At 55.2% G+C, this 26,250-nt stretch carries 23 protein-coding genes and 1 pseudogene; 9 read left to right on the forward strand and 15 right to left on the reverse strand.

The window, feature by feature from the left end:
• Nucleotides 1–11: 11 nt before the first annotated feature.
• The 7 genes from FQ179_RS16545 to icd form a co-directional block, all read right to left on the reverse strand.
• On the reverse strand, nt 12–389 hold the full coding sequence (locus FQ179_RS16545; protein WP_149398431.1) for a response regulator transcription factor: 378 nt from the start codon (nt 387–389) through the stop codon (nt 12–14).
• Nucleotides 390–537: 148 nt separating this feature from the next.
• Nucleotides 538–1,158 (reverse strand): response regulator transcription factor, encoded by a 621-nt coding sequence (locus FQ179_RS16550; protein ID WP_149398432.1) that lies wholly within the window; start codon nt 1,156–1,158, stop codon nt 538–540.
• A complete protein-coding gene (locus FQ179_RS16555) occupies nt 1,151–1,657 on the reverse strand; it encodes a sensor histidine kinase (protein WP_149398433.1) in 507 nt (168 codons plus the stop codon). The genes FQ179_RS16550 and FQ179_RS16555 overlap by 8 nt, the downstream gene beginning before the upstream one ends.
• A 21-nt stretch (nt 1,658–1,678) precedes the next feature.
• Entirely contained in the window at nt 1,679–2,173 is a 495-nt protein-coding gene (locus FQ179_RS16560; RefSeq protein WP_188074638.1) for a histidine kinase dimerization/phospho-acceptor domain-containing protein, read from the reverse strand.
• 278 nt (nt 2,174–2,451) lie between these two features.
• Nucleotides 2,452–3,870, reverse strand: coding sequence for a patatin-like phospholipase family protein (locus FQ179_RS16565; RefSeq protein ID WP_149398435.1), 1,419 nt, complete (start codon nt 3,868–3,870; stop codon nt 2,452–2,454).
• A 400-nt stretch (nt 3,871–4,270) separates the two neighbouring features.
• Nucleotides 4,271–5,380 carry a tRNA epoxyqueuosine(34) reductase QueG gene (gene queG, locus FQ179_RS16570; protein ID WP_149398436.1) on the reverse strand — a complete coding sequence of 370 codons (1,110 nt, stop codon included), beginning with the start codon at nt 5,378–5,380 and terminating at the stop codon, nt 4,271–4,273.
• A 441-nt stretch (nt 5,381–5,821) separates the two neighbouring features.
• Nucleotides 5,822–7,078 carry an NADP-dependent isocitrate dehydrogenase gene (gene icd, locus FQ179_RS16575; protein ID WP_149398437.1) on the reverse strand — a complete coding sequence of 419 codons (1,257 nt, stop codon included), beginning with the start codon at nt 7,076–7,078 and terminating at the stop codon, nt 5,822–5,824.
• A 235-nt stretch (nt 7,079–7,313) separates the two neighbouring features.
• Here icd and FQ179_RS16580 point away from each other — a divergent pair, with 235 nt between their 5' ends.
• Nucleotides 7,314–7,742: a DUF1841 family protein gene (locus FQ179_RS16580; protein ID WP_149398438.1), complete on the forward strand. Its 429-nt coding sequence runs from the start codon at nt 7,314–7,316 to the stop codon at nt 7,740–7,742.
• Between the two features lie 100 nt (nt 7,743–7,842).
• Here FQ179_RS16580 and FQ179_RS16585 read toward each other — a convergent pair whose 3' ends face one another.
• Nucleotides 7,843–8,205 (reverse strand): c-type cytochrome, encoded by a 363-nt coding sequence (locus tag FQ179_RS16585; protein ID WP_149398439.1) that lies wholly within the window; start codon nt 8,203–8,205, stop codon nt 7,843–7,845.
• Nucleotides 8,206–8,217: 12 nt separating this feature from the next.
• The gene (locus tag FQ179_RS16590; RefSeq protein ID WP_180118732.1) at nt 8,218–8,571 is read right to left on the reverse strand and encodes a c-type cytochrome; all 354 of its coding nucleotides are present in this window, start codon (nt 8,569–8,571) and stop codon (nt 8,218–8,220) included.
• Between the two features lie 148 nt (nt 8,572–8,719).
• Between FQ179_RS16590 and FQ179_RS16595 the strand changes: the two genes are divergently transcribed.
• The 4 genes from FQ179_RS16595 (at nt 8,720) to FQ179_RS16610 (ending at nt 14,723) form a co-directional block, all read left to right on the forward strand.
• Nucleotides 8,720–9,583: a MoxR family ATPase gene (locus FQ179_RS16595; protein ID WP_149398440.1), complete on the forward strand. Its 864-nt coding sequence runs from the start codon at nt 8,720–8,722 to the stop codon at nt 9,581–9,583.
• 70 nt (nt 9,584–9,653) lie between these two features.
• The gene (locus FQ179_RS16600) at nt 9,654–10,271 is read left to right on the forward strand and encodes a GNAT family N-acetyltransferase (protein WP_149398441.1); all 618 of its coding nucleotides are present in this window, start codon (nt 9,654–9,656) and stop codon (nt 10,269–10,271) included.
• Nucleotides 10,261–11,433, forward strand: a complete 1,173-nt coding sequence (locus FQ179_RS16605) for a VWA domain-containing protein (RefSeq protein WP_149398442.1) — start codon at nt 10,261–10,263, stop codon at nt 11,431–11,433. Before FQ179_RS16600 ends, FQ179_RS16605 begins: the two co-directional genes overlap by 11 nt.
• Before the next feature lie 212 nt (nt 11,434–11,645).
• The gene (locus FQ179_RS16610; protein WP_149398443.1) at nt 11,646–14,723 is read left to right on the forward strand and encodes an insulinase family protein; all 3,078 of its coding nucleotides are present in this window, start codon (nt 11,646–11,648) and stop codon (nt 14,721–14,723) included.
• Between the two features lie 294 nt (nt 14,724–15,017).
• Here the strand turns inward: FQ179_RS16610 and dnaJ are convergent, their stop codons facing one another.
• From dnaJ to hrcA, 5 genes are all read right to left on the reverse strand, one after another.
• On the reverse strand, nt 15,018–16,154 hold the full coding sequence (dnaJ, locus tag FQ179_RS16615; protein WP_149398444.1) for a molecular chaperone DnaJ: 1,137 nt from the start codon (nt 16,152–16,154) through the stop codon (nt 15,018–15,020).
• A gap of 109 nt (nt 16,155–16,263) precedes the next feature.
• The gene (dnaK, locus tag FQ179_RS16620) at nt 16,264–18,186 is read right to left on the reverse strand and encodes a molecular chaperone DnaK (RefSeq protein ID WP_149398445.1); all 1,923 of its coding nucleotides are present in this window, start codon (nt 18,184–18,186) and stop codon (nt 16,264–16,266) included.
• Nucleotides 18,187–18,293: 107 nt separating this feature from the next.
• Nucleotides 18,294–18,899 carry a nucleotide exchange factor GrpE gene (gene grpE / locus FQ179_RS16625; protein ID WP_149398446.1) on the reverse strand — a complete coding sequence of 202 codons (606 nt, stop codon included), beginning with the start codon at nt 18,897–18,899 and terminating at the stop codon, nt 18,294–18,296.
• Nucleotides 18,900–19,066: 167 nt separating this feature from the next.
• A complete protein-coding gene (hemH, locus tag FQ179_RS16630; protein ID WP_149398447.1) occupies nt 19,067–20,119 on the reverse strand; it encodes a ferrochelatase in 1,053 nt (350 codons plus the stop codon).
• Nucleotides 20,112–21,119 carry a heat-inducible transcriptional repressor HrcA gene (gene hrcA, locus FQ179_RS16635; RefSeq protein WP_149398448.1) on the reverse strand — a complete coding sequence of 336 codons (1,008 nt, stop codon included), beginning with the start codon at nt 21,117–21,119 and terminating at the stop codon, nt 20,112–20,114. Before hrcA ends, hemH begins: the two co-directional genes overlap by 8 nt.
• A 120-nt stretch (nt 21,120–21,239) precedes the next feature.
• On the opposite strand from hrcA, the gene FQ179_RS16640 reads away from it, so the two are divergent.
• Both FQ179_RS16640 and recN read left to right on the forward strand, forming a co-directional pair.
• Entirely contained in the window at nt 21,240–22,139 is a 900-nt protein-coding gene (locus FQ179_RS16640) for an NAD kinase (protein ID WP_149398449.1), read from the forward strand.
• A gap of 3 nt (nt 22,140–22,142) precedes the next feature.
• Nucleotides 22,143–23,795 (forward strand): DNA repair protein RecN, encoded by a 1,653-nt coding sequence (recN, locus tag FQ179_RS16645; RefSeq protein WP_149398450.1) that lies wholly within the window; start codon nt 22,143–22,145, stop codon nt 23,793–23,795.
• Nucleotides 23,796–23,815: 20 nt separating this feature from the next.
• Here recN and fur read toward each other — a convergent pair whose 3' ends face one another.
• On the reverse strand, nt 23,816–24,265 hold the full coding sequence (fur, locus tag FQ179_RS16650) for a ferric iron uptake transcriptional regulator (protein WP_149398451.1): 450 nt from the start codon (nt 24,263–24,265) through the stop codon (nt 23,816–23,818).
• Between the two features lie 124 nt (nt 24,266–24,389).
• Here fur and FQ179_RS22775 point away from each other — a divergent pair.
• Together FQ179_RS22775 and dapB are read left to right on the forward strand one after the other, a co-directional pair.
• Nucleotides 24,390–24,783, forward strand: a pseudogene (locus FQ179_RS22775) (outer membrane protein assembly factor BamE); the annotation flags it as partial.
• A gap of 359 nt (nt 24,784–25,142) precedes the next feature.
• Nucleotides 25,143–25,934, forward strand: coding sequence for a 4-hydroxy-tetrahydrodipicolinate reductase (gene dapB / locus FQ179_RS16660; protein ID WP_149398453.1), 792 nt, complete (start codon nt 25,143–25,145; stop codon nt 25,932–25,934).
• Nucleotides 25,935–26,250 lie beyond the last annotated feature (316 nt).

The raw sequence follows: 26,250 nt of genomic DNA on the forward strand, positions 1-26,250 counted from the left end.
ACCGCTTCGGCTCAGGCCGCCACAACCCGCTTTATGGCATCAAGTAACGCGGTGCCGGTAAACGGCTTAAGAAGAAAACCGCGGGCGCCAGTACGAATGACAACATCACGCAACCCCAGCGCGTCGTGACCAGTGATGAGGATACAAGGCGGGCAAGGCCCACTTGCCAACAAGGTGCGACACAAATCAAGGCCGGAGATTCCCGGCAGACAGATGTCGAGCAACAGACAGTCACATTGACTTGCCTGATCAATCCCTATCTGCAGCAGCGCTTCGGCCGATTCACAGGTCGTGACTACATATCCCGCCGCCTGTAGCATGCGCTGCATCGCCTGGCGCAGGCTGGCGTCGTCCTCAACCAGAATGATGTCCATGCTGCGATCCGACATGCTGTCCGTTCCTTATTTAGTGCATGCGGGCGTTCCGCGTACATTAAAGAACAGCATTACCCGAATAGCTCGACGGCAATAGTGGCCCTTGGGCCAAGCAGCCTGCCCTTTGGTGCAAAATGGGACGCTGATGCCGTCTCGTAGCAATCTACTCGTTGCCTAACCTGCCCGCGATCTTGATCAGGTCTATGAATCGCTGGACATGAAACTTGTCCATCACATGCGCGCGATGTGCCTTGATCGTGCGCTCACTGGTGCCCAGATCGTAGGCGATCTGCTTGTTAAGCCGCCCAATGATGACCTGAGCAAAAACCTCACGCTCGCGTGGCGACAGCGACTCATAGCTTGCGTGCAGAGCGAGATCCCTGGCACGCGCATCGCGGCATGCCTGGTCGCGCACAAGCGCTGCATCAATGGCGCCAAGCAACACATCCCGATCAACGGGTTTGGTCAGAAAATCCACAGCACCGGCCTTCATGGCGTCCACACCCATATCGATATCGCCCTGCCCTGTGAGAAAAACCACAGGCAACGCATCGACACGCTGTGCCAGCGCCTGCTGCAATTCGGGCCCGCTGGGCCCACCCGGCATGGAAACATCCAGCAGAATGCAACCGGGACCATCAGCTTGCCAGTTCAGCAGAAAGTCGCCGGCTCCCGTATAGGTGCGGACACTGTGTCCGGCCGAACCAAGCAACCGTGCAAGCGATGTGCGAAGCGACTCGTCATCATCAACGACATGAACGACAGCCTGAATATCTCTAGTCATTGTGGTTCCCTGCTTGATGGTTGGTCGGGCCCGCCACATGTGCCACCGGAATGGTGAAACGGAACACCGCACCGCCCTCTGGATGATTTTCTGCCTTTATCCGGCCCCCGTGAGATTCAACAATCGAGCGCACGATAGGAAGCCCCAGGCCCAGGCCATGCATCTTGGTGGTGAAGTATGTATCGAAGAGCTGATCCAGATATCGTTTCGGTACACCATTGCCGTGATCGCGCACCAAAATTTCGACTTCACCCGACTGCAATGAGGTTACCCGCAGCTCAATTACAGCCCGCGCCTCGGGGACACCAACCAGTGCATCTAGCGCATTCAGCAGAAGATTGAGCATTGCTTGCTGCAGTAAAGTCGGGTCAGCGCATACCAACAGCTCCCGTGAATCAAAGTTGGTTACGACCGCCACCCCATAATGCCGCGCGGTCGGAACAATCAAATGCAGCACATCCCTACACACATCCTGCAAGTCGATCTCTCTGATATCCAAGGGGCGCTTGCGTGCGAGTGTCTATACATGACGGACGACTTGGCTGGCCCGTAGACAATCTTTGCGGATGTCGGACAAAATCACACGTATTTCATTTAAATCTGGTTCGGCTTTTGCCAACATGAGGTCAGCGGCATCAGCATTGCTCAAAATGGCGCCCAGTGGCTGATTAATCTCATGCGCAATCGAGGCGGAAAGCTGACCGATAACCGCCAGACGCGATGTATGCATCAGCTCGGTGCGAAGCTCTATCTTTCCGGACTCAATTTTTAGATGCCTGTGCCACTCTAGCAATAACGCCGCAATCAAAAGGCTCTGCAGTACCACCAAAACGGTCACCGCCGCTATGACCCATCGGGTGTCTGCCCACAATACAGACCCACTCAACCCCGTTTCACCAGCGTTGACGATCGACATACCCAGTGCAAGCGACGCCCCAAACAACGCAACAACAATGGCGACGGTCGCCGTCGGCTGTAGACGGGTTAGCGCGCCGGCCCCAGGCCACGTTGTCATGCCACGTGATCGAATACAGGCCGTCATTCGATTCAGCACGCTTATCTCCCGTGCCGCTGGTGGCTCTTCTTAGTGCCCGTAGCGACTTGTTATTAGCAACTTACGCCAAATCCAGTATGGATCTGTTGCCAGCATCTAGCATGCTTTTTTTTAAATTAACAGAGAAAGTAAAAAGGCACAATCAGCCGCAGGCCGCAAGCCCGACCAACTGCAGTGATTTTCACAACGTGAACTAAGTCCTTAAATGTATTGTTACGGCCGCGCTTTACCCCGTCGTGTCAACGTTTGCCACCGCTCAGATTAAAAGAACGCACCAGCGCCTCATAGCCCTTTGATTCTCTAAGAAGTTGGCCAGCAACTGCTCGCAACCCATCAATGTCTTTGGGTGGAAGGGAAAAGCTAGTAGGAAGTTCCATGAAATGAGCGCGTTCTGCAGCAGTGGGGATTGCGTCGAAGCTTACGGAGATGACGTCGAGGGTGAGTTTTGGCACACTAGCCTCAGCCTGTGCTTTGCTTGCGCCTGCGAGCTGGGCGTAAGCGACCTTTAGATCTCGCTTTCTTTCCATAATTTCAGCCCTATCTTTCATAATTTCGACCGTTTCAAAAGAGTATTTTTCTATCGGTACATTCGTTGACTGCAACAGCTGGATAATAAAACCGGGTGGCGTTTCTGTCTTGTCCCAATAGGTGCGAGGCGACGAATGCGCGTCCACCACGATCAAAACAATACGACTAATATCACCAAAACCCACCTGCTGCGAGTACGCTGAACTTGCTTCCAGCTCTTCAATAAACTCCAGCGCAGGACGCACGCCAATATTGTCAGAGACGCCGCCATCTACCAAATGGATGTAGGGGCGATCTTTACTGTTCTGAAAGCTTTCCATCTCGCGATAACGTTCCAGGGCGCGTCCTGAAGGCCGAGCCTGAGTTTCGGGATTGGCAACATCCTCAACCCACAAGGGATATTGAAAATGGCAAGTTCCCCCATAATTGTTAAACGTTACCGGAGACAGCGCCACTGGGACGGCAGACGAGGTTGCTGCAGCACGAGACAGATGAACCTTATTAAGGTCAGAACAGAGCAAATCGAAATCATTTTGAAAGAAAATCAGGCGTGACCCAGTGGACAGGTCAGTTCCTGTTGTCAAGGCGACAGGGCCGTGCTTATCAAGCAGGTCGCCAAATGTTGCACCCTCAAACAGGATTTCGTCATAGTACTCAGCAGCCAGCTCTGAGCGTCCGGCGCTGCCGCCAACAAACTTCCACCAATTAAACGGGTTGAGGATGCGCCTAATGAGTGCGCCTTCTACATTTCGCTTAAGAAAACGTGCTTCATACTCTGAAAACAATCGCTCGCCATACAAAGCGTAGGCCAGTGCAGTGAAGCTTCCGCCCGAAACACCAGTAATGATGTCTACCTCGTCAAGCAGTCGACGCTGTTCACCCTGCACAACAACATGGGTTCGACGAAGCTCTTCAAGAACACCGTACGAAAATGCAGCTGCTCGCGTGCCGCCACCCGAAAACGACAAAATCATCAGCGTAGATAGATCGTTATTTTGACGCTTGGGTACCAGTAAATAGGGGCGATATCCGCTGCTAGGATCTACCTGAGTGATGGGCGGGTTTATGGGCCGACTGGCGCAGCCAACTAGCGCCGAAACGACTATAGTCAAAAACAACAAGCTTCGCATGGCTATCGCTCTTATAAAGAGTATTGACGTTGCTATAAAGCTATTTTTGCGGTGGCGTAGGGCGCCCCACTTTTCGCAGAGCTACGTCGGAGCTTGAGTCTTGCCTCTAACGCAATCTATTGATATTGAATGTTATTTTACGCTTATAGTGCGTGAATATTAACGATACACGACGAAAGATACCGATCGTTATATTCAGCAAGGCTTCCCAGAAGCGGATCTAAAACTTTAGAGCTAAGGGATGTTAGGCAAAGCAATCATCAGCCTCACTCGCTCCGAAGACGCCACTGGTATGACCCATCTTGCCGCTGGATGGCGCATCCAGATGCAGTCCAGGCTGTCACTCTGAAGCAGCACTGGCCAATCAGCTACGCGCCGGAATCATCCCGCTTTGCCCGATCTATGGCAAGCGCTGCGCCAGAGCCCAGGCAACATGCTCGCGCACCAAGGGGCTTTCATGGTTGGCACGGCCAAGCAGCGCCGTACGCAGCTCGTGAGCCTGCGCCTCATCAGCCTGAAGCAGCGCATTGCCCAGCGCCACTGCAATGTTACGCAACCAACGTTCGTGGTTGATGCGGCGGATCGGCCCACCCTCGGCACGTTTAAGAAAAGTCTCTTCGTCCCAGGCGAATAGATCGACAAGCTGACGGCCGACTAAAGGCGAACGCTCGTCAAAATCAGGCAGTTCTGTGGTCTGTGCGTACTTGTTCCAAGGACAAAACGTCTGGCAGTCATCACAGCCAAAGATATGGTTGCCCATCAGTGGCCGCAATTCCTCGGGGATAGGGCCATGATTTTCTATGGTCAGATACGAAATACAGCGGCGCGCATCGACCACCCCAGGTGCAACGATGGCACCCGTGGGGCAAACGTCGATGCAAGCGGTACATGTACCGCAATGTGCACTAACCGGATCGGTCGGCTCAAGCGCAAAGTCAACAAAGATTTCGCCCAGGAAAAACATGGAGCCGGCTTCGCGCGAAAGCACCATAGAATGCTTGCCGCGCCAGCCTTGCCCGCTGCGACTGGCCAGTTCCTTTTCCAACACCGGGGCCGAGTCAGAAAAGACGCGGTGGCCAAATGGGCCTACCAGGGTCTCGATACGATCGCACAATTTCCGCAAGCGCGAACGCACCACCTTATGATAGTCACGCCCCCGAGCATAAAGCGACACCACGCCCTCGGCGGGTTGGTCAAGTCGTGCTCGCTCGCGGTCTTGCCAGTCAGGGGCAGTACTGCGCGGCAAATAGGGCATACGCGCAGTGATTACACTGATCGTGCCAGGAACTAGCTCGGCCGGCCGCGCACGCTTCAGACCATGCAGCTCCATATAGTGCATGTCACCGTGGTAGCCCAAGGAAAGCCAATGCAGTAAGTTTGGCTCGGCCGAGGATAAATCTACCCCAGCAACACCAATTTTAGAAAACCCCAACTCACTCGCCCAGGCTTGTATCTGCTGAATCCACTGACCACTGTCGGGAGTGATCAATGAAGATGTAGTGTGAGTCATGCTATGAACCTAACCTCGTTCAGTGGATATTAACGCATCCCTTCTGGACGAAACCGTATTGGCCTGTTGGCCGCCGGTGTTCTTACGGTGGACAGACGTATCATGCCCCGCTGCAGGCCTTGGGCCACACAAACTGGGCTCCAGTTGGAGCAGTGGCGGACCCTTGCTGGCGCTGCACCTGAACGACAGCCTGGTAATCGGAGAGTTGGCGGTAGCACGCTGCCGAATGCACCGGCCTGCATCGCAAGGCCTTGAAAGAAACACTGCATCACAGGGCCGTGAATGGCAAGGTCTGCTCAATCAGCCACGATATCATCGGGCATGTGCTGCTGAATGCCACACTGGCGAGATCTCCAGACATACCCTACCGGACATAAAAAAGCCCCGTTCTCCTAGGAAATCGGGGCTTTTCCAGACCTGATCAGATCAAGCCGAAAACACTTACATGTTTTCGATCATGACCGTGCCAAAGCCCGAGCACGATACCTGCGTTGCGCCTTCGAGCAGACGGGCGAAGTCGTAGGTAACTTTCTTGGACAGAATGGATTTTTCCATGCTGGAGATGATAAGGTCAGCGGCTTCAGTCCAGCCCATGTGGCGCAGCATCATTTCTGCCGACAAAATCAAGGAACCGGGGTTCACGTAGTCTTTGCCTGCGTACTTGGGTGCAGTGCCGTGGGTGGCTTCAAACATGGCAACGGAGTCTGACAGGTTGGCACCTGGAGCAATACCAATACCGCCAACTTGCGCAGCCAGCGCGTCAGACACATAGTCGCCGTTCAGGTTAAGCGTGGCGATTACGTCATACTCTGCCGGACGCAACAGAATTTGCTGCAGGAAGGCGTCAGCGATCGAATCTTTGACGATAATGTCACGACCCGTTTTGGGGTTTTTGAATTTGCACCATGGGCCGCCGTCGATCAGCTGAGCACCGAATTCTTTTTGTGCCAGTTCATAGCCCCAATCACGGAAGCCACCTTCGGTGAACTTCATGATGTTGCCCTTGTGCACCAGCGTAACCGACGCACGGTCATTATCGATGGCGTACTGAATGGCTTTGCGCACAAGACGTTGTGTGCCTTCACGCGAAACAGGCTTAACACCGATACCAGAGGTTTCGGGGAAGCGGATCTTGTCTACGCCAAGTTCTTTCTGCAAGAACTCGATCAATTTTTTGGCGTTGGCGCTTTCGGCCTCGAACTCGATGCCTGCATAGATGTCTTCCGAGTTTTCACGGAAGATAACCATGTTGGTTTTTTCGGGCTCACGCACAGGCGATGGCACGCCCTTGAAATACTGGATAGGACGCAGGCAGACATACAGGTCAAGCTGCTGGCGCAGCGCCACGTTAAGCGAGCGGATGCCACCACCAACCGGGGTCGTTAGCGGGCCCTTGATGGAGACAACGTAGTCTTTGACCGCGTCGAGCGTTTCTTGTGGCAGCCATACATCTGGACCATAAATTTTGGTCGACTTTTCACCGGCGTAGATTTCCATCCAGTGAATTTTGCGCTTGCCGCCATATGCTTTGGCAACGGCGGCGTCAACGACCTTGATCATAACTGGGGAGATATCCACGCCAGTGCCATCGCCTTCGATGTAAGGAATGATGGGCTGATCAGGTACAGTAAGCGCAAAATCGGCATTAACTGTGATTTTCTGGCCCTCGGCAGGGACCTTGATATGTTGAAAGGACATGGACGCTCCAGTTGTGCTTCGCGGGAAGCAAAAGTCGACAGAACAAAAGACCAAAGCGCACGGAATGGCGTTCAGTCTTATATAAGAGTAGTTTAGCTTATTTTGGCTTTGTAATTTTAGCGGCAGACTCCGCCTGCTGTCGCGCGCCAAATTACGCGATTGCCATGCCTGAGGCGCGAGGCCGTTAAAATAACAAAATACCGTATTTAAATACCCGCTTTAAACAGGATGATGTATGTTCAACCCCTCGCGCGAACAGGTGCGGCAATTTTTTACCGAAGCCTGGACCAAGCGCAGATCCGGCGGTGTGCTGACCCCGCTCGAAACCATGGCAGCTGACCTTATCGAACTACACCCTGAATACCAGGCCGCTCTCGAAAACCCAGAACAATCCAGTGCCGACTTTGCCGTCGAACAGGGGCAGACCAACCCGTTTTTGCATCTGTCCATGCACCTGGCCATTAACGAGCAATTGTCGATAGACCAGCCACCCGGCATCAAGGCCGCTTTCAGCGAACTTCTGGCCACACACAATGCGCACGACGCCGCGCACATCATTATGGAAGCACTGGGTGAAGTGGTGTGGGAGGCGCAACGGCTAGGACAGCCGCTTGACTCAGAAAAATATATCGACCTTATTCGTCGCTACGCCAGCCGCCATTAGGCAGCAGGCTTATGCCTGAATACGGGGGCTGGCATAACACCACCCCCGGTGTCGTATTAACCGCTACCTGCCAACTCAAGGTCGACAGTATGCCGAGCAATTACTTGCGCACGGCCAATGGGCCATCAAGGCTGGCCAGCCATGCCGCGATATTTTCCATATCGGCATTAGTAAGCTGGGCCACCATTGCGCCCATAACCGCGTTCTTGCGAAGATTGGCTGTGGAAGGCGCACCATCGGTGCCGCGCTTATAGGCTCTGAGCGCATGCATTAAATAGTCTTGATGCTGCCCTGCAAGTATGGGGTAGGCTGGCATGATCGGTGACTTGGCATCCGCGCCATGGCACGTTGCACAGGTAAACTTATCAAATGCGGCCTTGCCTGCGTCGAGATCGGCTGCCTGCGCTCCCCCTGCCACTGCAATCAGTGCGGCGCCCGCCAGGGCTATTATCGTTTTATTCATGTGTCTCCCCGGTTATTTTAAGCTGGAGTAATACGCGGCGAGGTCGGCCATGTCTTGCTCAGAAAGGCTTTGTGCTATAGCTTCCATGGTAGGAAACGTACGTGCACCGCTGGCATATTCTTTAAGTGCCTCTACGATGTACGCAGCATTCTGGCCAGCAATCATGGGCACGTGGTATACCTCTGGAAAGCTGGCTTTATACCCTTTGATACCATGGCAACCAATGCACATAGACGTTTTGGAAAGCGCAGCCTGGGCGTTGCCTACAGGCGCAGCGTCAGCAGCGAGGGCTGACCCCGCCATTGCACAGGTGGCCAACATGGCCAGCGCAGACAGAGTGCGCTTCAAAGAGGTTCGCGACTTCATGGTAGCCCTTCTTTGGCGTTAGATTAGAATGGTTTGATAAAAATCAAACTGCCCGTGAAAAATTGGGATTGTACGATAATTGCAGCGTACCAGATACATTCTGGCCTGTGGCATCGCAATCTGTTTTAAAACACCAAGAGACGACATCATGAATTCTGCTGTACCCACGCCTTCCTCAGAGCGCTTTACCGGCACCGAGCGCTATGTGGCCACCGACGACCTGAAAATGGCTGTAAATGCCGCACTTGCACTACAACGCCCTCTGCTGATCAAAGGCGAGCCCGGTACAGGAAAAACCATGCTGGCTGAAGAAGTTGCCGCCGCACTGGGCCGACCCTTGCTGCAATGGCATATCAAGTCTACAACCAAGGCCAATCAGGGGTTGTATGAATATGACGCGGTTTCGCGCCTACGCGATTCGCAGTTAGGTGACGAAAAAGTACGCGACATTGGCAACTACATCGTCAAAGGGGTGTTGTGGCAGGCGTTCGAAGCTGACGAACCTACTGTTGTGCTGATCGACGAAATCGACAAGGCCGACATTGAGTTCCCCAACGACTTGCTGCGCGAACTCGACCGTATGGAATTCCATGTGTACGAAACTCGCCAGACCATCCAGGCCAGGCATCGTCCACTCATCATTATTACGTCTAACAATGAAAAAGACCTGCCCGATGCATTTTTGCGCCGGTGCTTTTTTCATTACATCAACTTTCCTGACCGCGATACCCTCAAGGACATCGTCGCGGTGCACTACCCCAACATCAAAGAAGAGTTGCTGCGCGCGGCTCTGGATACTTTCTTTGGTTTGCGTGATGCACCCGGGCTCAAGAAAAAGCCCTCGACCTCCGAGTTTCTTGACTGGCTGCGCCTCATGGCCAGCGAGGGTATCTCGGCCGATAAGGTGCGCGACAGCCGTGACCTGCCTATCTTGGCCGGCGCACTGCTTAAAAACGAGCAAGACCTTACCCTGCTGCAGCGCCTTGCGGCGATGACCCGGGCCCATCGCTGATTTATAGCGCTATTAACGCCCCCCCCGGGTAACCGACCCAGCCTTCGTAGCCACCGATCAGGAAGCGCCCATGTCCTCCACCTCGTTTCGCCAACTGCCCTCCCCCGTCACCTTGAGCGGCAACGGCGTGTCGCTTGTGCCCTTATTGCCTGAGCACGGCCAGGCACTCGACAACGCAGCCGCCGACGGTAAGCTGTGGCAACTGCGGGTCACCTCTGTACCCGCTCCCGGAGAGATGGCCGCCTACATCGACACGGCCCTTGCCGGCCAGGAAGCTGGCCACATGTTGCCATTTGCCGTCATTGACGAAAATAGCGGCGATGTCGTAGGTTCAACGCGTTATCACGACATCGTGCCCGCCGTGGCCCGCCTCGAGATCGGATACACCTGGTACGCAAAACGCTGCCAGCGCAGCCATATCAACACCACCTGCAAACTGCTTTTGCTGCGCCATGCATTTGACACGCTGGGCGCGGTGGTAGTTGGCTGGCGTACTGACAATTTCAATTTTGCATCGCAAAAGGCCATTGAAAGACTGGGTGCGCATAAAGACGGGGTTTTACGACACCATGCCCTGCGCCGGGACGGCTCCGTGCGCGACACCGTTGCATACAGCCTGCTTGCGGGGGAGTGGCCCGAGGTGCAAAAGCATCTCGAGTACCAACTAACACGACACCATGCTGATTAATTTTTTCTACCATATGCGGGCACGCAAACTGCCTGTTTCCGTCCAGGAATACCTGACATTGCTTGAAGCACTGCAGGCCAATGTCATGCCGCCCACTATTGATGACTTCTACCATCTTGCGCGCATGACACTGGTCAAGGACGAAACCTTATTCGACCGCTTTGATCAGGCCTTTGGCGAGTTTTACCAGACACTCGAAGCGGCGTTGCCGGCTGGCAAAGAAATACCCCTCGACTGGTTAATGAAGGAGTTCCAGAAAAACCTCACAGCCGAAGAAAAGGCTGCCATCGAGAAGCACGGCTGGGACAAGCTCATGGAGCTTTTCAAAGAGCGCCTCGAAGAGCAGAAAGAACGCCATGCGGGCGGCAATAAGTGGATAGGAACAGGCGGTTCTTCGGCGTTTGGCCACGGGGGCTTTCATCCAGAAGGCATCCGCGTCGGCGGCCCCTCGGCCGGCAACCGCACTGCAGTCAAGGTGTGGGAAAAGCGCGAATTCCGTGACTACGACGACCAGCAAGAACTGGGCACGCGCAACTTCAAGATGGCCTTGCGCCGGCTGCGCCGTTTTGCTCGCCAGGGCGCCGAGCTTGAGCTCGATCTGGATGACACAATTCGCAGCACGGCACGCAATGCGGGGTTTCTTGACCTGCAAATGGTGCCCGAACGCCATAACACCGTCAAAGTGCTAATGCTGCTCGATGTCGGCGGCAGCATGGACGACCATATCGCGCGGGTCGAAGAACTGTTTGCCGCGGCTCGAAGCGAGTTTCGCCATCTCGAGGTGTATTACTTTCACAACTGCCCGTATGAGTCGCTTTGGCAGAACAACCAGCGCCGCTACTCTGAACGCTTTGACACGTGGGACATTCTTCGCAAGTACAACGAAGACTGGCGCCTTATCATTGTGGGTGACGCCACAATGAGCCCGTACGAAATCCTGCAACCGGGCGGTTCCGTCGAACACTACAATAAAGAAACCGGTGCCGCCTGGCTGCAGCGCTTGCTCGAAAACTGGCCTCGTTCGGTATGGCTTAACCCTGAGCCCGCCGCCTATTGGCAGTACCGGCAATCCATTGCCATCATCCAGGACATCATGGGGCAGCGTATGCACAGCGTGACGGTAAACGGGCTCGAGGAAGCCATGCGCTATCTTTCCAAATAACCCCCCTCAACCAAGACCAAGACCAAGACCAAGACCAACAACCACATAAATGATCAGGCGCGGGCTTTTTTTCCGGCCGTGTCAGCAAATCCGCCAGCAATTTCTACCTATTGGCGGCCATGCCGCTTTCGATACCGATCGCCCGGGTCGGAACCTTATGGTAAAAGAAAGGTCAATCCGCATCTACTCCCTTTTTATACGGATAGTTCAGCATGCACTCGTTTCTGCAGAAGCTCTTCGCCCGCTCAGGTGCCCTGTTCTTCATGGCGACAGTCTCTTTCGCCGTACATGCCACCGGGCTGCCTCAGGGCATCACCCAGGGCGCATCGATAGAAGAGGTAACCGAATACTCACTCGACAACGGGCTGCGCGTGCTGCTCGCTCCAGACGCCTCTAAACCCACTACCACGGTCAACATGACCTATCTGGTGGGGGCGCGTAACGAAAACTACGGCGAAACAGGTATGGCGCACCTGCTTGAGCACATGATGTTTCGTGGTACGCCCACCATGCATAACGCGCTGGCCGAGTTTTCCAAGCGCGGGCTCGAAGCCAACGGCTCCACCAGTAGCGACCGTACCAATTACTATGCCAGTTTCTCGGCTGACCCCAAAACCCTCGACTGGTACCTGGGCTGGCAGGCAGATGCCATGGTCAATTCGCTGATCTCTCGCAAAGACCTTGACTCCGAAATGACAGTTGTACGCAACGAAATGGAACGCGGTGAAAACAACCCCTTCCAGGTTCTGCTGCAAAAAATGCAGGCCGCAGCCTATCAATGGCATAACTACGGCAAGAGCACAATCGGTGCACGATCTGACGTAGAAAACGTCGACATCGCCCAGCTCAAGGCTTTTTACAAAGAGTATTACCAGCCCGACAATGCCGTGCTCATCATCACCGGCAAGTTTGACGTTGACGCCACGCTTAACACCTTGGTCAAGGTTTTTGGCAAAATACCCCGCCCCGAGCGCACGCTACCGCCCGAGTACACCATTGAGCCCGTGCAAGACGGCGAACGCGTGGTCAACCTGCGCCGCCATGGCGGCACGCCACTTATTGCCGCGCTGTACCATGCGCCCGCCGGGGGCAACACAGACTTCACCGCACTCGATCTGGGCGTCTCCATTCTCGCAGACACGCCCTCAGGCCCGCTGTACCAAAACCTTGTAGGCGAAAACCTTGCCGCAAGCGTGTTCGGTTTTTCAGCCGACATGTTCCAGCCTGGCTATGTTTTCTTTGGCGCTCAGCTTGAAAACGGCATGGATCAAGACAAAGCACTCGCCGCACTGCGTGAAACCGTGCAGTCGGTGGGCCAAAAGAAATTTACTGAAAACGATCTGCAGCGTGTTCGCAACAAGTGGCTAACTGACTGGTCGCAGGTCTTCGCAAGCCCGCCTGCGTTGGCCAGCGCGCTGTCAGAGGCTATAGCAAGCGGCGACTGGCGTCTCTTCTTTTTGCATCGCGATCAAGTTGAAAACATCAAGCTTGACGACGTACAGCGCGTTACCACCGAGTATCTGGTCGCCAGCAACAGCACGCTGGGCAAGTACATTCCAACTGAAACCCCTGTGCGTGCACCCCTGCCAGAAAAACCTGATTTCAAGACGTTATTTAAAGATTATGTCGGCAAAGGCTCTGCCCCTGATGTGGCCGCCTTTGACCCGTCTCCTGCGCATATCGACGCATCGACGCTGCGCACGCCACTAGATCTGCCCAATGGCGAGGTGCAATTAGCCCTGTTGCCCAAGCCCACACGGGGTGACCGTGTACAGGCCAACCTGCGCATCGAGTTCGGTAACGCAGACAACCTGCTTGGGTTCCGCGAAATCTCCAGTGCCGCAGCTGCCCTGCTGGACCATGGCACTGCCGATATGTCTCGGCAGCAGATCCAGGATAAATACAATGCCCTGCAGGCAGACGTCAGCATTGGCGGCTCAGGCGGCATATTGTCGGTCGACATGTCCACCAAACGTGAACACTTGCCAGCGCTCGTCGACCTTGTTCTGCATATTGTGCGTGAAGCCAACTACCCAACACGCGAGCTGGTCGAATACCAGCGTCAGGCCAGCACTTCCATCAGCGATGCCATGAACGAGCCCAGCGCCCTGGCATCACGAGCACTGGCGCGCCACGATAACCCGTGGCCCAGAAATGACATTCGCTACACCCCCACCTTTGACGAAGAAAAAAACGAAATTGCGGCACTTACCCGTCAGCAGCTTGAAGACTTCCATGCCAAGTTCTATGGGGCCGGTACTGTTTTGTTCTCGGCCGTGGGTGCATTTGACGCCGACCAAGTCAAAACCGCCCTCACTAATGGGCTCAAAGGCTGGCAGGTCGCACCCGCGTACAAACGCCTGACCAACCCTTACAACCCCGTACCACCGCAGCAGTTCAAAATCAACACGCCAGACAAAGCCAACGCGTTTTACTTGGCCCGAGCGCCCTTAAAGCTGAGCGATACAGACCCTGACTTCCCTGCGCTGTATCTGGCCAACTACCTGTTGGGTTCATCTGAAACTTCGCGACTCTGGACTCGTGTGCGTGTGCAAGATGGCCTGTCTTATGACGTGCGCAGCAGCCTGAACGCCTCATCGTTCGAAGAGTCCGGCACCTGGACGTTCTACGCCATCCACGCGCCACAAAATACGCAAAAGCTGCTCACTGCAGTCAATGACGTCATTCACAACGTCCTCACCAAGGGCTTTACTGAAGAAGAGGTCCAGGAAGGCATCAAGTCATTACTTAACTACCGCAAGCTGGCACGCACCCGTGACGGCGTACTGGCCTCCACCTGGGTCAACTACATGGAACGGGGCCGAAGCTTTGCATGGTCAGCTGAAATTGACGAAGCCCTCAAAGGCCTTACCGCCGAGCGCGTTAATACCATCGTACGTCAATGGTTGAATCCCGCGCAGCTCAGCCTGGCCATTGCGGCAGACCAGAGCAAACAGAAAGCAGGCGAAGAAACAACAGCCGATTCTGTGACCGGCACAAAAGACCAAAAGAAGGACAAACCGCTACCCATTACTGAGTCAAGCAAAGCCGACAAGCCTGTTGACACAGCACCGGCGGCCCAGCCTGTAAAGCGCGAAGAGACCAAAACACCAGCTGAAAATAAAGTACCTGCTGAGGCTAAATCACCTGTGGAGGCTAAATTGCCGACCGAAGCCAAAGCACCAGCTGACGCCAACGCGTCAGCAGAAGCTAAAGTACCGGCCGAAGTCAAAGCGCCGGCTGAGGCTAAAGCACCCGCAAAAGCAAAGGTACCCGCCGAGGTCAACTAAGTCGGTTTACGGCGAATACTGAAGACCACAGCGGCAACCCTTAACGTTGCCGCTGTGTGTATAAACCCCTCAGCCATCTACATTACATCGTAGGTATAAGCGCCTAAAACGCCTGTTCACCTTGCAACGTGGATAAAGGTGCATACACTGCCTGCTCGCCTTACGTCGTCGAAATAGCGCTGCAGCCGCACTGTAGCTGTAACTGCGATGGGCATGACCTTAGCTGGCATGAAAATGCGCCAGCGTGGCGCAAGGCCACGTTGGCGCATATACAAAACCAGCTAAGCGACGAGATCAGGAGAAGAAGTTCTTGACCCGGTCTGTCCACGACTTGCTGTTGGGCGAGTGTTTATCCCCCCCCTGCTCCAGCGAAGTTTCAAACTGACGCAGTATTTTCTTTTGATCATCGGTCAGACGCACAGGCGTTTCGACCGAAATATGGCAATACAGATCGCCAGGGTAGCTGCCCCGCAACCCGCGTATCCCCTTGCCGCGCAAACGGAAGGTTTTACCCGACTGCGTACCTTCGGGCACGTTGATGGCCCCCTTGCCCGACAGCGTAGGCACCTCAAGTTCGCCTCCCAAGGCTGCCGATGTAAAGGGTATGGTTAACTCACAATGTAAGTCGTCGCCATCACGCTGGAAAATATTGTGCGGCAAAAGGTGGATTTCAACATACAAGTCGCCTGGAGGGCCACCATTGACACCCGGCTCGCCGTTGCCCGATGAGCGGATACGCATACCATCATCAATACCGGCAGGAATCTTGACCTGCAAGGTTTTGTTCTTGCGAATGCGACCTACACCATCGCAGGCATTGCAGGGGTCAGTGATCTCTTTGCCGCTACCATGGCAGGTGGGGCAGGTTTGCTGCACACTGAAAAAACCCTGCTGCATGCGCACAGTACCGTTTCCGTTGCACGTACTGCATGTTTTGGGCTGTGTACCGGGCTTGGCACCCGAGCCGTGGCAGGTATCGCAGGACTCCCAACTGGGCACGCGGATTTCAGTATCGAAACCATTTGCTGCCTGCTCGAGCGTAATATCGAGCGAGTATTTAAGATCGGCCCCACGATAAACCTGCGGGCCTCCGCGCCGTCCTCCCGCACCACCGGCGCCACCGAAGATCTCGCCAAAGATGTCGCCAAACGCATCGGCGAAGCCCGCACCACCTGCCCCACCCATGCCGCCCATACCCGAATTGGGATCAACGCCAGCATGGCCGAAGCGGTCATAAGCACCTCGCTTCTGCTCGTCGGACAACATCTCGTAAGCCTCTTTGGCTTCCTTGAACTTTTCTTCGGCGTCTTTGTTACCCGGGTTGCGGTCCGGATGGTACTTCATTGCCAACTTACGGTAGGCTTTTTTCAGTTCGTCATCTGAAGCATTCTTTTGAACGCCCAAAGTTTCGTAATAATCGCGTTTTGCCATGAGTAGTGCTTGCGTCTGTGACGTCTTACTGTTCTGCGTGTCTGAATAAGAAGGCCCGATTTCCGGCAAAACGCCAGAAACCGGGCTTGAAGACCTAAGAAACTAGGCCTTACTGATCGCGTTTGACTTCTTTGAAGTCAGCGTCGACCACATCGTCGTCTGCCGTTTTGCCAGCATCGCTTGCGCCCTGCTCGGCCGCCGCCTGTGCCTGCATGTCGGCATACATTTTCTCGCCCAACTTCTGCGCTGCCACGGTCAGTGCTTCAACCTTGGCGTCAATGGCTGGCTTGTCGCCATCTTTGAGGGTTTCATCGAGCTCTTTGATTGCAGCTTCGATTGCCTCTTTTTCAGACGCCTCAAGCTTGTCGCCATGCTCTTCAAGCGATTTTCGTGTCGAGTGCATGAGTGCATCGGCCTGATTACGGGCCAGTGCCAGCTCGGCGACACGGTGATCGTCTTCGGCATTGGCCTCAGCGTCTTTGACCATGCGTTCGACTTCATCATCAGTCAGGCCAGAGTTGGCCTTAATGGTGATCTTGTTCTCTTTGCCTGTGCCTTTGTCTTTGGCTGACACATGCAAAATACCGTTGGCGTCGATGTCGAAGGTAACCTCGATTTGCGGCGTACCGCGACTTGCTGGTGGAATACCCTCAAGGTTAAATTCGCCAAGCGACTTGTTGCCAGCAGCAATTTCGCGCTCGCCCTGGAACACCTTGATGGTAACCGCCGGCTGGTTGTCATCAGCCGTAGAAAACACTTGCGAAAACCGTGTAGGTATCGTGGTGTTTTTCTGGATCATCTTGGTCATTACACCGCCCAGCGTCTCGATACCCAGCGACAGCGGGGTTACGTCGAGCAGCAGTACGTCTTTGCGATCGCCCGAAAGAACTGAACCCTGAATGGCTGCGCCAGCAGCAACTGCCTCATCGGGGTTGATGTCTTTGCGCGGATCACGGCCAAAGAACTCTTTGACTTTTTCCTGAACCTTGGGCATGCGTGTCATGCCGCCGACCAGGATAACGTCGTCGATCTCGGAAACCTTGATGCCTGCATCTTTGATGGCAATGCGGCAAGGCTCTATGGTGCGATCGATGAGTTCTTCAACCAGCGCCTCTAGCTTGGCGCGGGTAATTTTAAGGTTAAGGTGCTTAGGACCGGACGCATCTGCAGTGATGTAGGGCAGGTTAATCTCGGTTTGCTGCGCGGACGACAGTTCGATTTTGGCTTTTTCAGCAGACTCTTTAAGACGCTGCAGGGCCAGAACGTCGGACGACAGGTCTACACCGCTTTCTTTCTTGAACTCAGCAATGATGTAGTCGATGATGCGCTGGTCGAAATCTTCGCCGCCCAGGAAGGTGTCACCGTTGGTGGACAACACTTCAAATTGCTTTTCACCGTCAACGTCAGCGATTTCAATAATGGAAACGTCAAAAGTACCGCCTCCCAGGTCATAGACCACAATTTTGCGGTCGCCCTTTTCGCTTTTGTCCATGCCGAAAGCAAGCGCAGCAGCCGTAGGCTCGTTAATAATGCGCTTGACGTCTAGACCAGCAATACGGCCTGCATCTTTGGTGGCCTGACGCTGGCTGTCGTTAAAGTAGGCCGGTACCGTAATGACGGCTTCGGTAACTTCTTCACCGAGGTAATCTTCGGCGGTTTTTTTCATTTTGCGCAGCACGTCGGCAGAAACCTGAGGAGGTGCGAGCTTTTTGCCCTGAGCCTCTACCCATGCGTCGCCGTTATCAGCCTTGACGATGCCATAGGGCATGAGGTTGATATCTTTTTGTACCGCTTTTTCGTCGAACTTACGACCAATAAGCCGCTTTACGGCATAGAGCGTATTGTGTGGGTTGGTGACGGCCTGGCGTTTGGCCGGTGCGCCAACGAGGATTTCGCCGTCTGGCATGTAGGCGACGATGGAAGGCGTTGTACGTGTGCCTTCGGCGTTTTCAATAATTTTGACCTTGGTGCCATCCATGATGGCGACGCAACTGTTTGTTGTGCCCAAGTCAATGCCAATAATTTTGCCCATAATCTTTTAACCCTGGAAAAATGCGAATGTATAAAACTACCTGATGGATGCTAGGTGGGGTTCAGGCGTTAAATTTCAAGACTGGCCCGTAAAAAAATTGTATTTTTTTAGGACTGACCGGCCGAAACCGTGACCAATGCGGGGCGCAACACACGATCGGCAATGGTGTAACCTTTTTGCAGCAACTGGATGACTTCACCCTCAGGCTGTGCCGACGGCAATGACGAAATGGCCTGGTGCAGGTGGGGGTCAAATTTGTCGCCTTGAGCCGGTGCGATCTCTTTCATGAGGTTACGCTCAAAGGCTGAATTGATCTGACGCAGCGTCGCCTCGACACCTTCTTGCCATGCCTGAGCGGTTTGGTCTTTAAGCCCCAAAGCGGCCTCCAGGCTATCTTTGACCGGAATAAGGCTTTCTGCAAAGGACTCAGTACCAAACTTGCGAGCCTTGGCAACGTCATCTTGCGCACGACGGCGAATATTTTCGACCTCAGCCTTGGCACGAAGCAACTCTTCATGATATTGCCCGACCTTTTCCTGCGCCTCGACCAGCAAAGAAGCCAGATTTTCGTCAGAGGCCTCGCCAATACCATCGACGTCTGACTCGTCAGCGTCGTACGAAGCCGGCTTTGACTCGTTGGTTTCAAGCTTTTCGGTGGTGTCGGGCTCATGCCCTTCCTGGCGTTGATCTACAGGTTCTTTGGATGCCGACATAGAGAATCTCCACTTCATATAAGGATGCGATTTGATGAAATTGGGGGCAAGCGCCCTTATTTCAAGTACTGACCGTAGCGACCAGTGGGTTCAGGCAACAGCCGACCTGGCCGACATTGCGTAGGATATGTGTAAAAACAAGGGGCTTGCAGGAGGTAATTGTGTAATTAAACCCAACCGCCAAGTTGCGCCCGAATGAAGCCGGCCAGCCCGGCAGCCCACGAAGGGTCACCATTTAGGCACGGAATATAACGATACTGCGACCCGCCTTCCTCAAGAAAGGCGTCACGACACTCAATCTGAATTTCTTCCAGAGTTTCGAGGCAGTCGGCCAGAAAGCCCGGGCACATTACATCAACGCTTTTTACACCCTTTCGGGCCCATTCACGCAATGTCGGTTCGGTATAAGGCTTTAACCATTCTTGGGCTCCGAAACGGCTCTGAAATGTTACATGCACCCGTTCGCCATCGGCACCCAAACGCTGGCGCAGTAACTGTGCGGTTTCCATGCAGTCGCGATGGTATGGATCGCCTTGTTCAACGGTTACACGAGGCAGACCATGAAAACTGAGTAAAAGATACTGAGGCTTGCCGTTTTTAGCCCAGTACTGGCGCACCTGCTGTTCAAGCGCATCGATGTAAGCCGGTAATGTGTTAAAGCGTTTGATAAAGCGGAACTCAGGCTGATCACGCAGACAGCCGGCGTATGAAGCCACCTTATCAAAGGCGGTAGCAGTGGTGCTTGCGGCGTACTGCGGGTAGAGAGGCACGACGATAATGCGTTCACAGCCCTGCTGGCGCAAATCGTCAATGGCATTGGCAACCGACGGGTTGCCATAGCGCATAGCCAACGCGACCCGAGCCGATTCGCCTTGCGCCTCGAGGTGCTGGGCCACGCCGTCGGCCAGATGATGGCTGTAGACCAGCAAGGGCGAGCCCTGCTCCAGCCAAATATCTTTATAACGCGGCGCCAGCTTTGAAGGCCTGCGCACCAGCACCGCGCCACGCAGAATAATCTGCCAGATCCATTGGGGAATTTCCACAACGCGCGGGTCGGACAAAAACTCCAGCAAATAGCGCCGTATTGCGCCTGCGGTTGGCGCGTCGGGTGTACCCAGATTAACGAGCAGTACGCCAACGGGGCCTGCCCGTCGTGGCGACGGCACACTGACGAGCGCCTCGGGGTCGGAGGGCTCGGGAAGAAAGCGCGATTTAAACATTATGACTCAACGCGTTGGACAGCAACCTTGCGGTGATGTCGACAATGGGGATGACTCGCTCATAGGCCATGCGCGAGGGACCGATAACCCCAAGTGTACCAACCACCTTGCCATCTACCCCATAAGGCGCGGTGATGATGGATACGTCGTCTAGTGGCACCAGGCGTGAATCACCGCCGATGTAAATTTGCACCCCGGTCCCTCGGCTGGACACATCAAGCAGCTGCAGTAGTTCAGTTTTTTTCTCGAACATGGAGAACATGCGGCGCAGGCGGTCAAGGTCTGATGCGATGTCAGTGATATCGAGCAGCTTGCTTTCGCCCGAAATAACCAGCGTTTCGTCTTGGTCGTCATCGGCTGTACCGGCATCGACGGCCGCCTGCATCAGGCGCGAAATATCGGCCTGCAGTGAGGACAGATCTTGGGTAATGGCCTCGCGCACCAGATCAAAGGCCATCCCGGCAAAATGCTGATTGAAGAAAGCACCCGCATCGAGCAGCTCTTGTTCGGTGTAATTGCGCGGCACAAACAGAATGCGGTTTTGCACATCGCCGTCGGGCGTAACAATAATAAGCAGCACGCGCTTGTCAGATAGCCGTATAAATTCGATTTGTCTGAATACCTGGGCACGCTTGGGCGCCAGCACAACACCCGCAAACTGTGACAGATTGGATAGCAGCGTGGCGGCCGCCGCTACGGCTCTGCCTGGCTCGGAGGCTGGAAGCATCTCACGTATTTGCCGAGGGGGCATGACTTCGAAACGCTGCACTGCCAGCAGGCGATCAACGAATACGCGATAGCCCCTGGGTGTGGGCACACGACCTGCAGAGGTGTGCGGGCTGTGGATCAGACCAAGGTCTTCGAGATCAGCCATGACATTGCGGATAGTGGCTGGCGAGAGGTCAAACATTTTTGACAGCGTGCGCGAACCCACCGGCTGACCATCAGCGATGTAACGCTCTATGAGCGCCTTCAGCAGTGCGTTGGCTCTATCATCCATAATTCTATTTTATGCAATATTGCCGACTAAGGCCTGTTACCCCAAAACCCTGATAGCCTCGGGGGATTCTATAATTGTTTAAGTCCTATTATTCCATCAAAACACCGGGGTGTTTCTTTCATGCACTTTAAAACTGTTGCGCTCATCGGCCGACACCAGGATACAGGCCTGGACGCCCCTCTGCGTCAGCTGGCGGCAATGCTGCAGCATGCAGGCTGCACAGTACTGCTCGAGGCCGAAACAGCCCGCAACACAGGCATCACAGAGCTTACCCTGGCTTCTTATGAAGACATAGGCCAACGCGCTGACCTCGCCGTGGTAATGGGCGGCGACGGCACCATGTTGGGTGCCGCCCGCAAGCTCGCCCATAGTAACGTGGCGCTAATCGGCATCAACCATGGCCGCCTGGGGTTTATTACAGACATCCCGCTGCACAATGCCAACGACGCCCTGGCCAGCGTTATCAACGGTCAGTTTGAATCTGAAGACCGGGTGCTGCTTGAAGGGCGGGTAACCCGAGAGGGCGAAACCCTGTTTTCTGGTCTTGCCCTTAATGACGTGGTGCTCAACCGCGCAGGTCGGGGCGGCATGATAGAGGTTCGCATCGAGTTCAACGGCGTCTTCATGTATAGCCAGCGTGCCGACGGCCTGATCGTGGCCACACCAACTGGGTCTACGGCATATTCACTGTCGGCGAACGGCCCGGTGGTCTACCCTGACCTCAACGCCATTTTGCTGGTGCCGGTGGCGCCTCAAACGCTTTCAAACCGCCCTATCGTGTTGCCCGATACCGGCACACTCACGCTCACCATTACCGCCCTCGGCCGCGTAGAATCGGGCGCTAGCGTGCATTTTGACATGCAAACATGGTCTGATTGCCAGGCCGGCGATCAACTTGATGTGCGCCGGGCAGAACACACTGTGCGCTTCATCCACCCCACCGGTTACAGTTTCTTTTCGACGCTGCGTCGCAAACTGCACTGGAATCACATGCCCCAACCTTCGGACGAGGCCGAGTAAACCATGCTGCGCACCCTGCATATACGTGATTTTGTCATTGTCGATGAGGCGGAGCTACATTTTGACGCCGGGTTTACTGTGTTCTCAGGCGAAACAGGTGCGGGCAAGTCCATACTTGTCGATGCGTTGTCACTGGCCCTTGGCGCCCGCGGTGATGTAGGCGTGCTGCGTGAAGGCTCAGCACGGGCTGACATTACCGCCATTTTTGATCCCCCCGCCTCGGTGCAAAGTTGGCTGCAAGAACGCGAGCTTCTGTCAGACGATGGCTTACTGCTGCGACGCGTCATCGACGCGCAAGGCCGCAGCCGGGCGTTTATCAATGGCATCCCGGTAGCACTGGGCCAACTGCGCGAAGTCGGCGAGTATCTCGTTGACATTCATGGGCAACATGCCCATCAAAGCCTGCTTAAGGCGTCCAGCCAGCGTGCACTGCTTGACGCTCAGGGCGGTCATTCAGACCTGGCCCGCGAGGTGCAGCAGGCCTGGCAAACATGGCACGACGCACGCAAGAAACTCGATGATGCAAGGCAGAATGCAGCAGCGCTGCAAGAAGAACGCGAGCGGATCGAGTGGAGGCTCGCAGAACTCGATCGCCTAGCTCTGCAGCCAGACGAGTGGGAAGCACTGGGTATCGAACACAGCCGTCTGGCGCACGCCCAGGCCCTTCTTGATGGCGCGGCCCACGCGCTGTCAGCACTCGACGACGAGCAAGGCGCAGCCCGCCAGGCACTGACCGCAGCCGCACACCACATACAGCCTCTATTGCGCCATGACACGCACTTGCAAAGCGTTTACGACGCCATTGACTCAGCGCGTATCGGCATCGATGAGGCGGTATCCGACCTCAACAGCTATCTTGACCGCGTCGAACTCGACCCCGACCGACTTGCGCAGGCAGAGCAACGACTTGCCGCCATTTTTGAAATGGCGCGCAAATTCAGCGTTGAGCCTGGCGAACTGCCCAGCTTGCGTGACGACCTGCAGCAACAACTCGATGCCAGTCAGTCAGCGGCCGACACCAAAACGCTCGAGGCAAATGAGCAGGCGGCTGCGGCTCAGTACAACGAGCTGGCGGCGCGCCTGAGCAAGGCCAGACAAAAAATCGGCAAAACGCTGGCAAAACGCGTGAGCGAAGCCATGCAAACCCTATCCATGCAGGGCGGGCGTTTCGATGTAACGCTTTCACCATGTACAGCCGGTCCGCATGGCACCGAAAATGTCGAATTTCTAGTTGCAGGCCATGCAGGCACCAGCCTGCGCCCGCTCGCCAAAGTGGCGTCGGGTGGCGAACTTGCTCGTATTTCGCTGGCACTGTCAGTCATAGCAAGCCAGGCAGCCCGGGTGCCAACGCTTATTTTTGACGAAGTGGACACCGGCATAGGAGGCGCTGTGGCCGAAGTGGTCGGGCGGCTTCTGCGTACCCTGGGTGAACGACACCAAGTGCTGTGCGTAACCCACCTGCCGCAAGTGGCTGCCCGAGGCATGCACCACTATGAAGTACGCAAAAACACCGGCAACAACGGCACCGTGTCAACCATCGAAATGCTGGATGACGCGGGCCGTGTAACCGAAGTGGCACGCATGCTTGGGGGCTTGAAAATTACCGACACCACCCGCACGCATGCACGCGAAATGCTAGAAAGCCAGGCTAACTAACCAGCCTTTATGACAGCAGATCAGGCGTGGCTCTTAACCTGCTGCTGCCCTTTGGGCTTGGCCTGACATTTGGGGCACACGCCGTACAACAGCATGGTGTGGGTATCAAGCGTATACCCGTGTTCATCAGCCACTTTGTGTTGGCGTTTTTCGATTTCGGTGTCGGTAAACTCTTCAACTGTGCCACAGATGGTGCAGATGAGGTGATCATGATGATCGCCGTCGTTTAGTTCGAAAACGGCCTTGCCTCCATCAAACTGGCTGCGCACCAGTATGCCGGCCTGCTCAAATTGCGTGAGTACGCGGTATACCGTTGCAAGCCCGATATCGACCTCTTCGGCGATAAGGGTGCGATAGATGTCTTCGGCGCTTTGATGCCGCTCATCAGCCCTGCGGAAAATGTCAAGAATCTTGAGGCGGGGAAAAGTCGCCTTCAAGCCCATATTTTTCAATTCAGTTTGATCGCTCATGGCTAAAAATGTCTCTGGCAGTAATGAATCAACTGCGGATGCGGGCAGAATGCCGAGCAGCCGAGGCCGACTGACGTTATTATGCGTCTATTCTTAAAGCTTTATGATAACGGTTTTATTCGATATGGATAAACAGGGGCGCTTTGTGCTGACATCTGCTAAACCTTATTTCGCTGTACTACGCACAGGCCTTGCGGCTGGCGTACTGGCAACGGCCCTCGTGGCCTGCGGTTCCTCCAACTGGGGTTTCCCATACCGTCCTAACGTGCAACAGGGCAACTGGATCACTTCCGAGCAGGTTGCACAACTGCAGTCCGGCATGAGCCGCGAACAGGTGCGCTACGTTCTGGGCACACCCACACTGCAAGACATCTTTCGCACCGACCGCTGGGATTACCCTTTCTACAACAAGCCTGGCTACGGTAAAGCAGAGCAGCGTCGCTTCACCGTCTGGTTTGAGGGCGATAGCCTGGTGCGCTGGGCTGGCGACGAGCAACCTGATCGCCAGCCATTTGAAAAAGCCGATACTGGCATGACGGCCCGTGAGGGTGCCTCGCCTGCCAAAGAAAACACCACGACGGCTCAACCAGCAGGTGCGTCGTCCGCCGACACCCAGGCCTTGCCCATAGACTCAGGAAAGCAGTACACCCCATCGGGCATCACAGGCCAAGATCTCGGCACGTCTGGCTTGCCATCGTTGTCGGCTCAAGGGGCCAAAGACGAATCAGGCGAAAGCAAACAAGATGCTACGACTACAGACGAGCAAGCCCAACAGCCCAGACGCCGTCTCAATATTTTTGAGAACACGCAACCTGCCGTGCCAGGCGCCCCCTCCGCAGGTCGCAACGAACCTGAACCTTTACGCTAAGAGGACGCCATGCGCATAGCCATTGCAGGAGCCAGCGGCCGAATGGGCCACATGCTGATCGAAGCCGTGCTTCAAAGCCCCGACCTTGACCTGGTCGCCGCACTTGATCATGCGGGCTCATCCGCTTTGGGACAAGATGCCGGTGCCTTTCTGGGGCAAGATACCGGCGTTGCCATCTCTGACGACCTGAATCAGTTGGCCAACGCTGACTGCCTTATTGATTTTACTCGCCCTGAAGGCACGCTTGCCCACCTGCAGGCCTGCATCAAGCATGGCACCAAATGCGTTATCGGCACCACAGGCTTTGACGAACAGGGCAAACAAGCCATACACGCTGCTAGCCAAAAAATCGCCATCGTCTTCGCGCCCAACATGAGTGTTGGCGTCAATGCCACGTTAAAGCTACTCGACATGGCTGCCCGCCTGCTGAACCACGGTTACGACGTCGAGGTTTTCGAGGCTCATCATCGCAACAAGGTTGATGCACCATCGGGCACAGCGCTGGCCATGGGCGATGCGGTTGCATCAGCCTGGGGCAAAAAACTCGACGACATCGCTGACTGGGCCCGACACGGTGAAACCGGCGCCCGCGAAGACGGCCACATCGGGTTTTCTGTAATGCGCGGAGGCGACATCGTCGGTGATCACACGGTGTATTTCTGCGGCATGGGCGAACGCATAGAAATCACCCACCGCTCCAGCAGTCGGGCCACTTATGCCCAAGGCAGCCTGCGCGCCGCACGTTATCTGGCACGCAAAGAGTTCGGGCTGTTTGATATGCACGACGTGTTGGCGACCTGAGCAACTTTGGGGCCAAGGCCGGCAGATGATGCAAATCTGCCGGTTCGGCCTCCAGCGGGGCAACGGCGTGCCACACTGAACAACACGCCAGGAGCCTCAGCTGTTCTTCATACACCATGCGCTAACTACGGGCTCGCCATGCGGCGGAGTCGACTCGGGCGTTTCAGGCCAGCAGTTTTCTAACGCCAGCATTGAACCTGATACGCCACGCAGTCGTCTACCTAGGAGCTCGCCTGCCAACTACTTGTTGGCACAGCCCAGCACGCGCTCTTTGCGCGGCACACGGCAAGCAGCAGGCGACACCAAGGCTGTGTGC

It is taken from the genome of Pusillimonas sp. ANT_WB101 (assembly GCF_008369125.1).
In the GTDB taxonomy this organism is placed as follows: Bacteria; Pseudomonadota; Gammaproteobacteria; order Burkholderiales; family Burkholderiaceae_B; genus Allopusillimonas.

Excerpts from the sequence above, each read along its gene's own strand:
- FQ179_RS16545 (WP_149398431.1), bottom strand. The coding sequence starts at position 389 with ATGTCGGATCGCAGCATGGACATCATTCTGGTTGAGGACGACGCCAGC.
- FQ179_RS16550 (WP_149398432.1), bottom strand. The coding sequence starts at position 1,158 with ATGACTAGAGATATTCAGGCTGTCGTTCATGTCGTTGATGATGACGAG.
- FQ179_RS16560 (WP_188074638.1), bottom strand. The coding sequence starts at position 2,173 with ATGACAACGTGGCCTGGGGCCGGCGCGCTAACCCGTCTACAGCCGACG.
- FQ179_RS16565 (WP_149398435.1), bottom strand. The coding sequence starts at position 3,870 with ATGCGAAGCTTGTTGTTTTTGACTATAGTCGTTTCGGCGCTAGTTGGC.
- queG (WP_149398436.1), bottom strand. The coding sequence starts at position 5,380 with ATGACTCACACTACATCTTCATTGATCACTCCCGACAGTGGTCAGTGG.
- icd (WP_149398437.1), bottom strand. The coding sequence starts at position 7,078 with ATGTCCTTTCAACATATCAAGGTCCCTGCCGAGGGCCAGAAAATCACA.
- FQ179_RS16580 (WP_149398438.1), top strand. The coding sequence starts at position 7,314 with ATGTTCAACCCCTCGCGCGAACAGGTGCGGCAATTTTTTACCGAAGCC.
- FQ179_RS16585 (WP_149398439.1), bottom strand. The coding sequence starts at position 8,205 with ATGAATAAAACGATAATAGCCCTGGCGGGCGCCGCACTGATTGCAGTG.
- FQ179_RS16590 (WP_180118732.1), bottom strand. The coding sequence starts at position 8,571 with ATGAAGTCGCGAACCTCTTTGAAGCGCACTCTGTCTGCGCTGGCCATG.
- FQ179_RS16595 (WP_149398440.1), top strand. The coding sequence starts at position 8,720 with ATGAATTCTGCTGTACCCACGCCTTCCTCAGAGCGCTTTACCGGCACC.
- FQ179_RS16600 (WP_149398441.1), top strand. The coding sequence starts at position 9,654 with ATGTCCTCCACCTCGTTTCGCCAACTGCCCTCCCCCGTCACCTTGAGC.
- FQ179_RS16605 (WP_149398442.1), top strand. The coding sequence starts at position 10,261 with ATGCTGATTAATTTTTTCTACCATATGCGGGCACGCAAACTGCCTGTT.
- FQ179_RS16610 (WP_149398443.1), top strand. The coding sequence starts at position 11,646 with ATGCACTCGTTTCTGCAGAAGCTCTTCGCCCGCTCAGGTGCCCTGTTC.
- dnaJ (WP_149398444.1), bottom strand. The coding sequence starts at position 16,154 with ATGGCAAAACGCGATTATTACGAAACTTTGGGCGTTCAAAAGAATGCT.
- dnaK (WP_149398445.1), bottom strand. The coding sequence starts at position 18,186 with ATGGGCAAAATTATTGGCATTGACTTGGGCACAACAAACAGTTGCGTC.
- grpE (WP_149398446.1), bottom strand. The coding sequence starts at position 18,899 with ATGTCGGCATCCAAAGAACCTGTAGATCAACGCCAGGAAGGGCATGAG.
- hemH (WP_149398447.1), bottom strand. The coding sequence starts at position 20,119 with ATGTTTAAATCGCGCTTTCTTCCCGAGCCCTCCGACCCCGAGGCGCTC.
- hrcA (WP_149398448.1), bottom strand. The coding sequence starts at position 21,119 with ATGGATGATAGAGCCAACGCACTGCTGAAGGCGCTCATAGAGCGTTAC.
- FQ179_RS16640 (WP_149398449.1), top strand. The coding sequence starts at position 21,240 with ATGCACTTTAAAACTGTTGCGCTCATCGGCCGACACCAGGATACAGGC.
- recN (WP_149398450.1), top strand. The coding sequence starts at position 22,143 with ATGCTGCGCACCCTGCATATACGTGATTTTGTCATTGTCGATGAGGCG.
- fur (WP_149398451.1), bottom strand. The coding sequence starts at position 24,265 with ATGAGCGATCAAACTGAATTGAAAAATATGGGCTTGAAGGCGACTTTT.
- dapB (WP_149398453.1), top strand. The coding sequence starts at position 25,143 with ATGCGCATAGCCATTGCAGGAGCCAGCGGCCGAATGGGCCACATGCTG.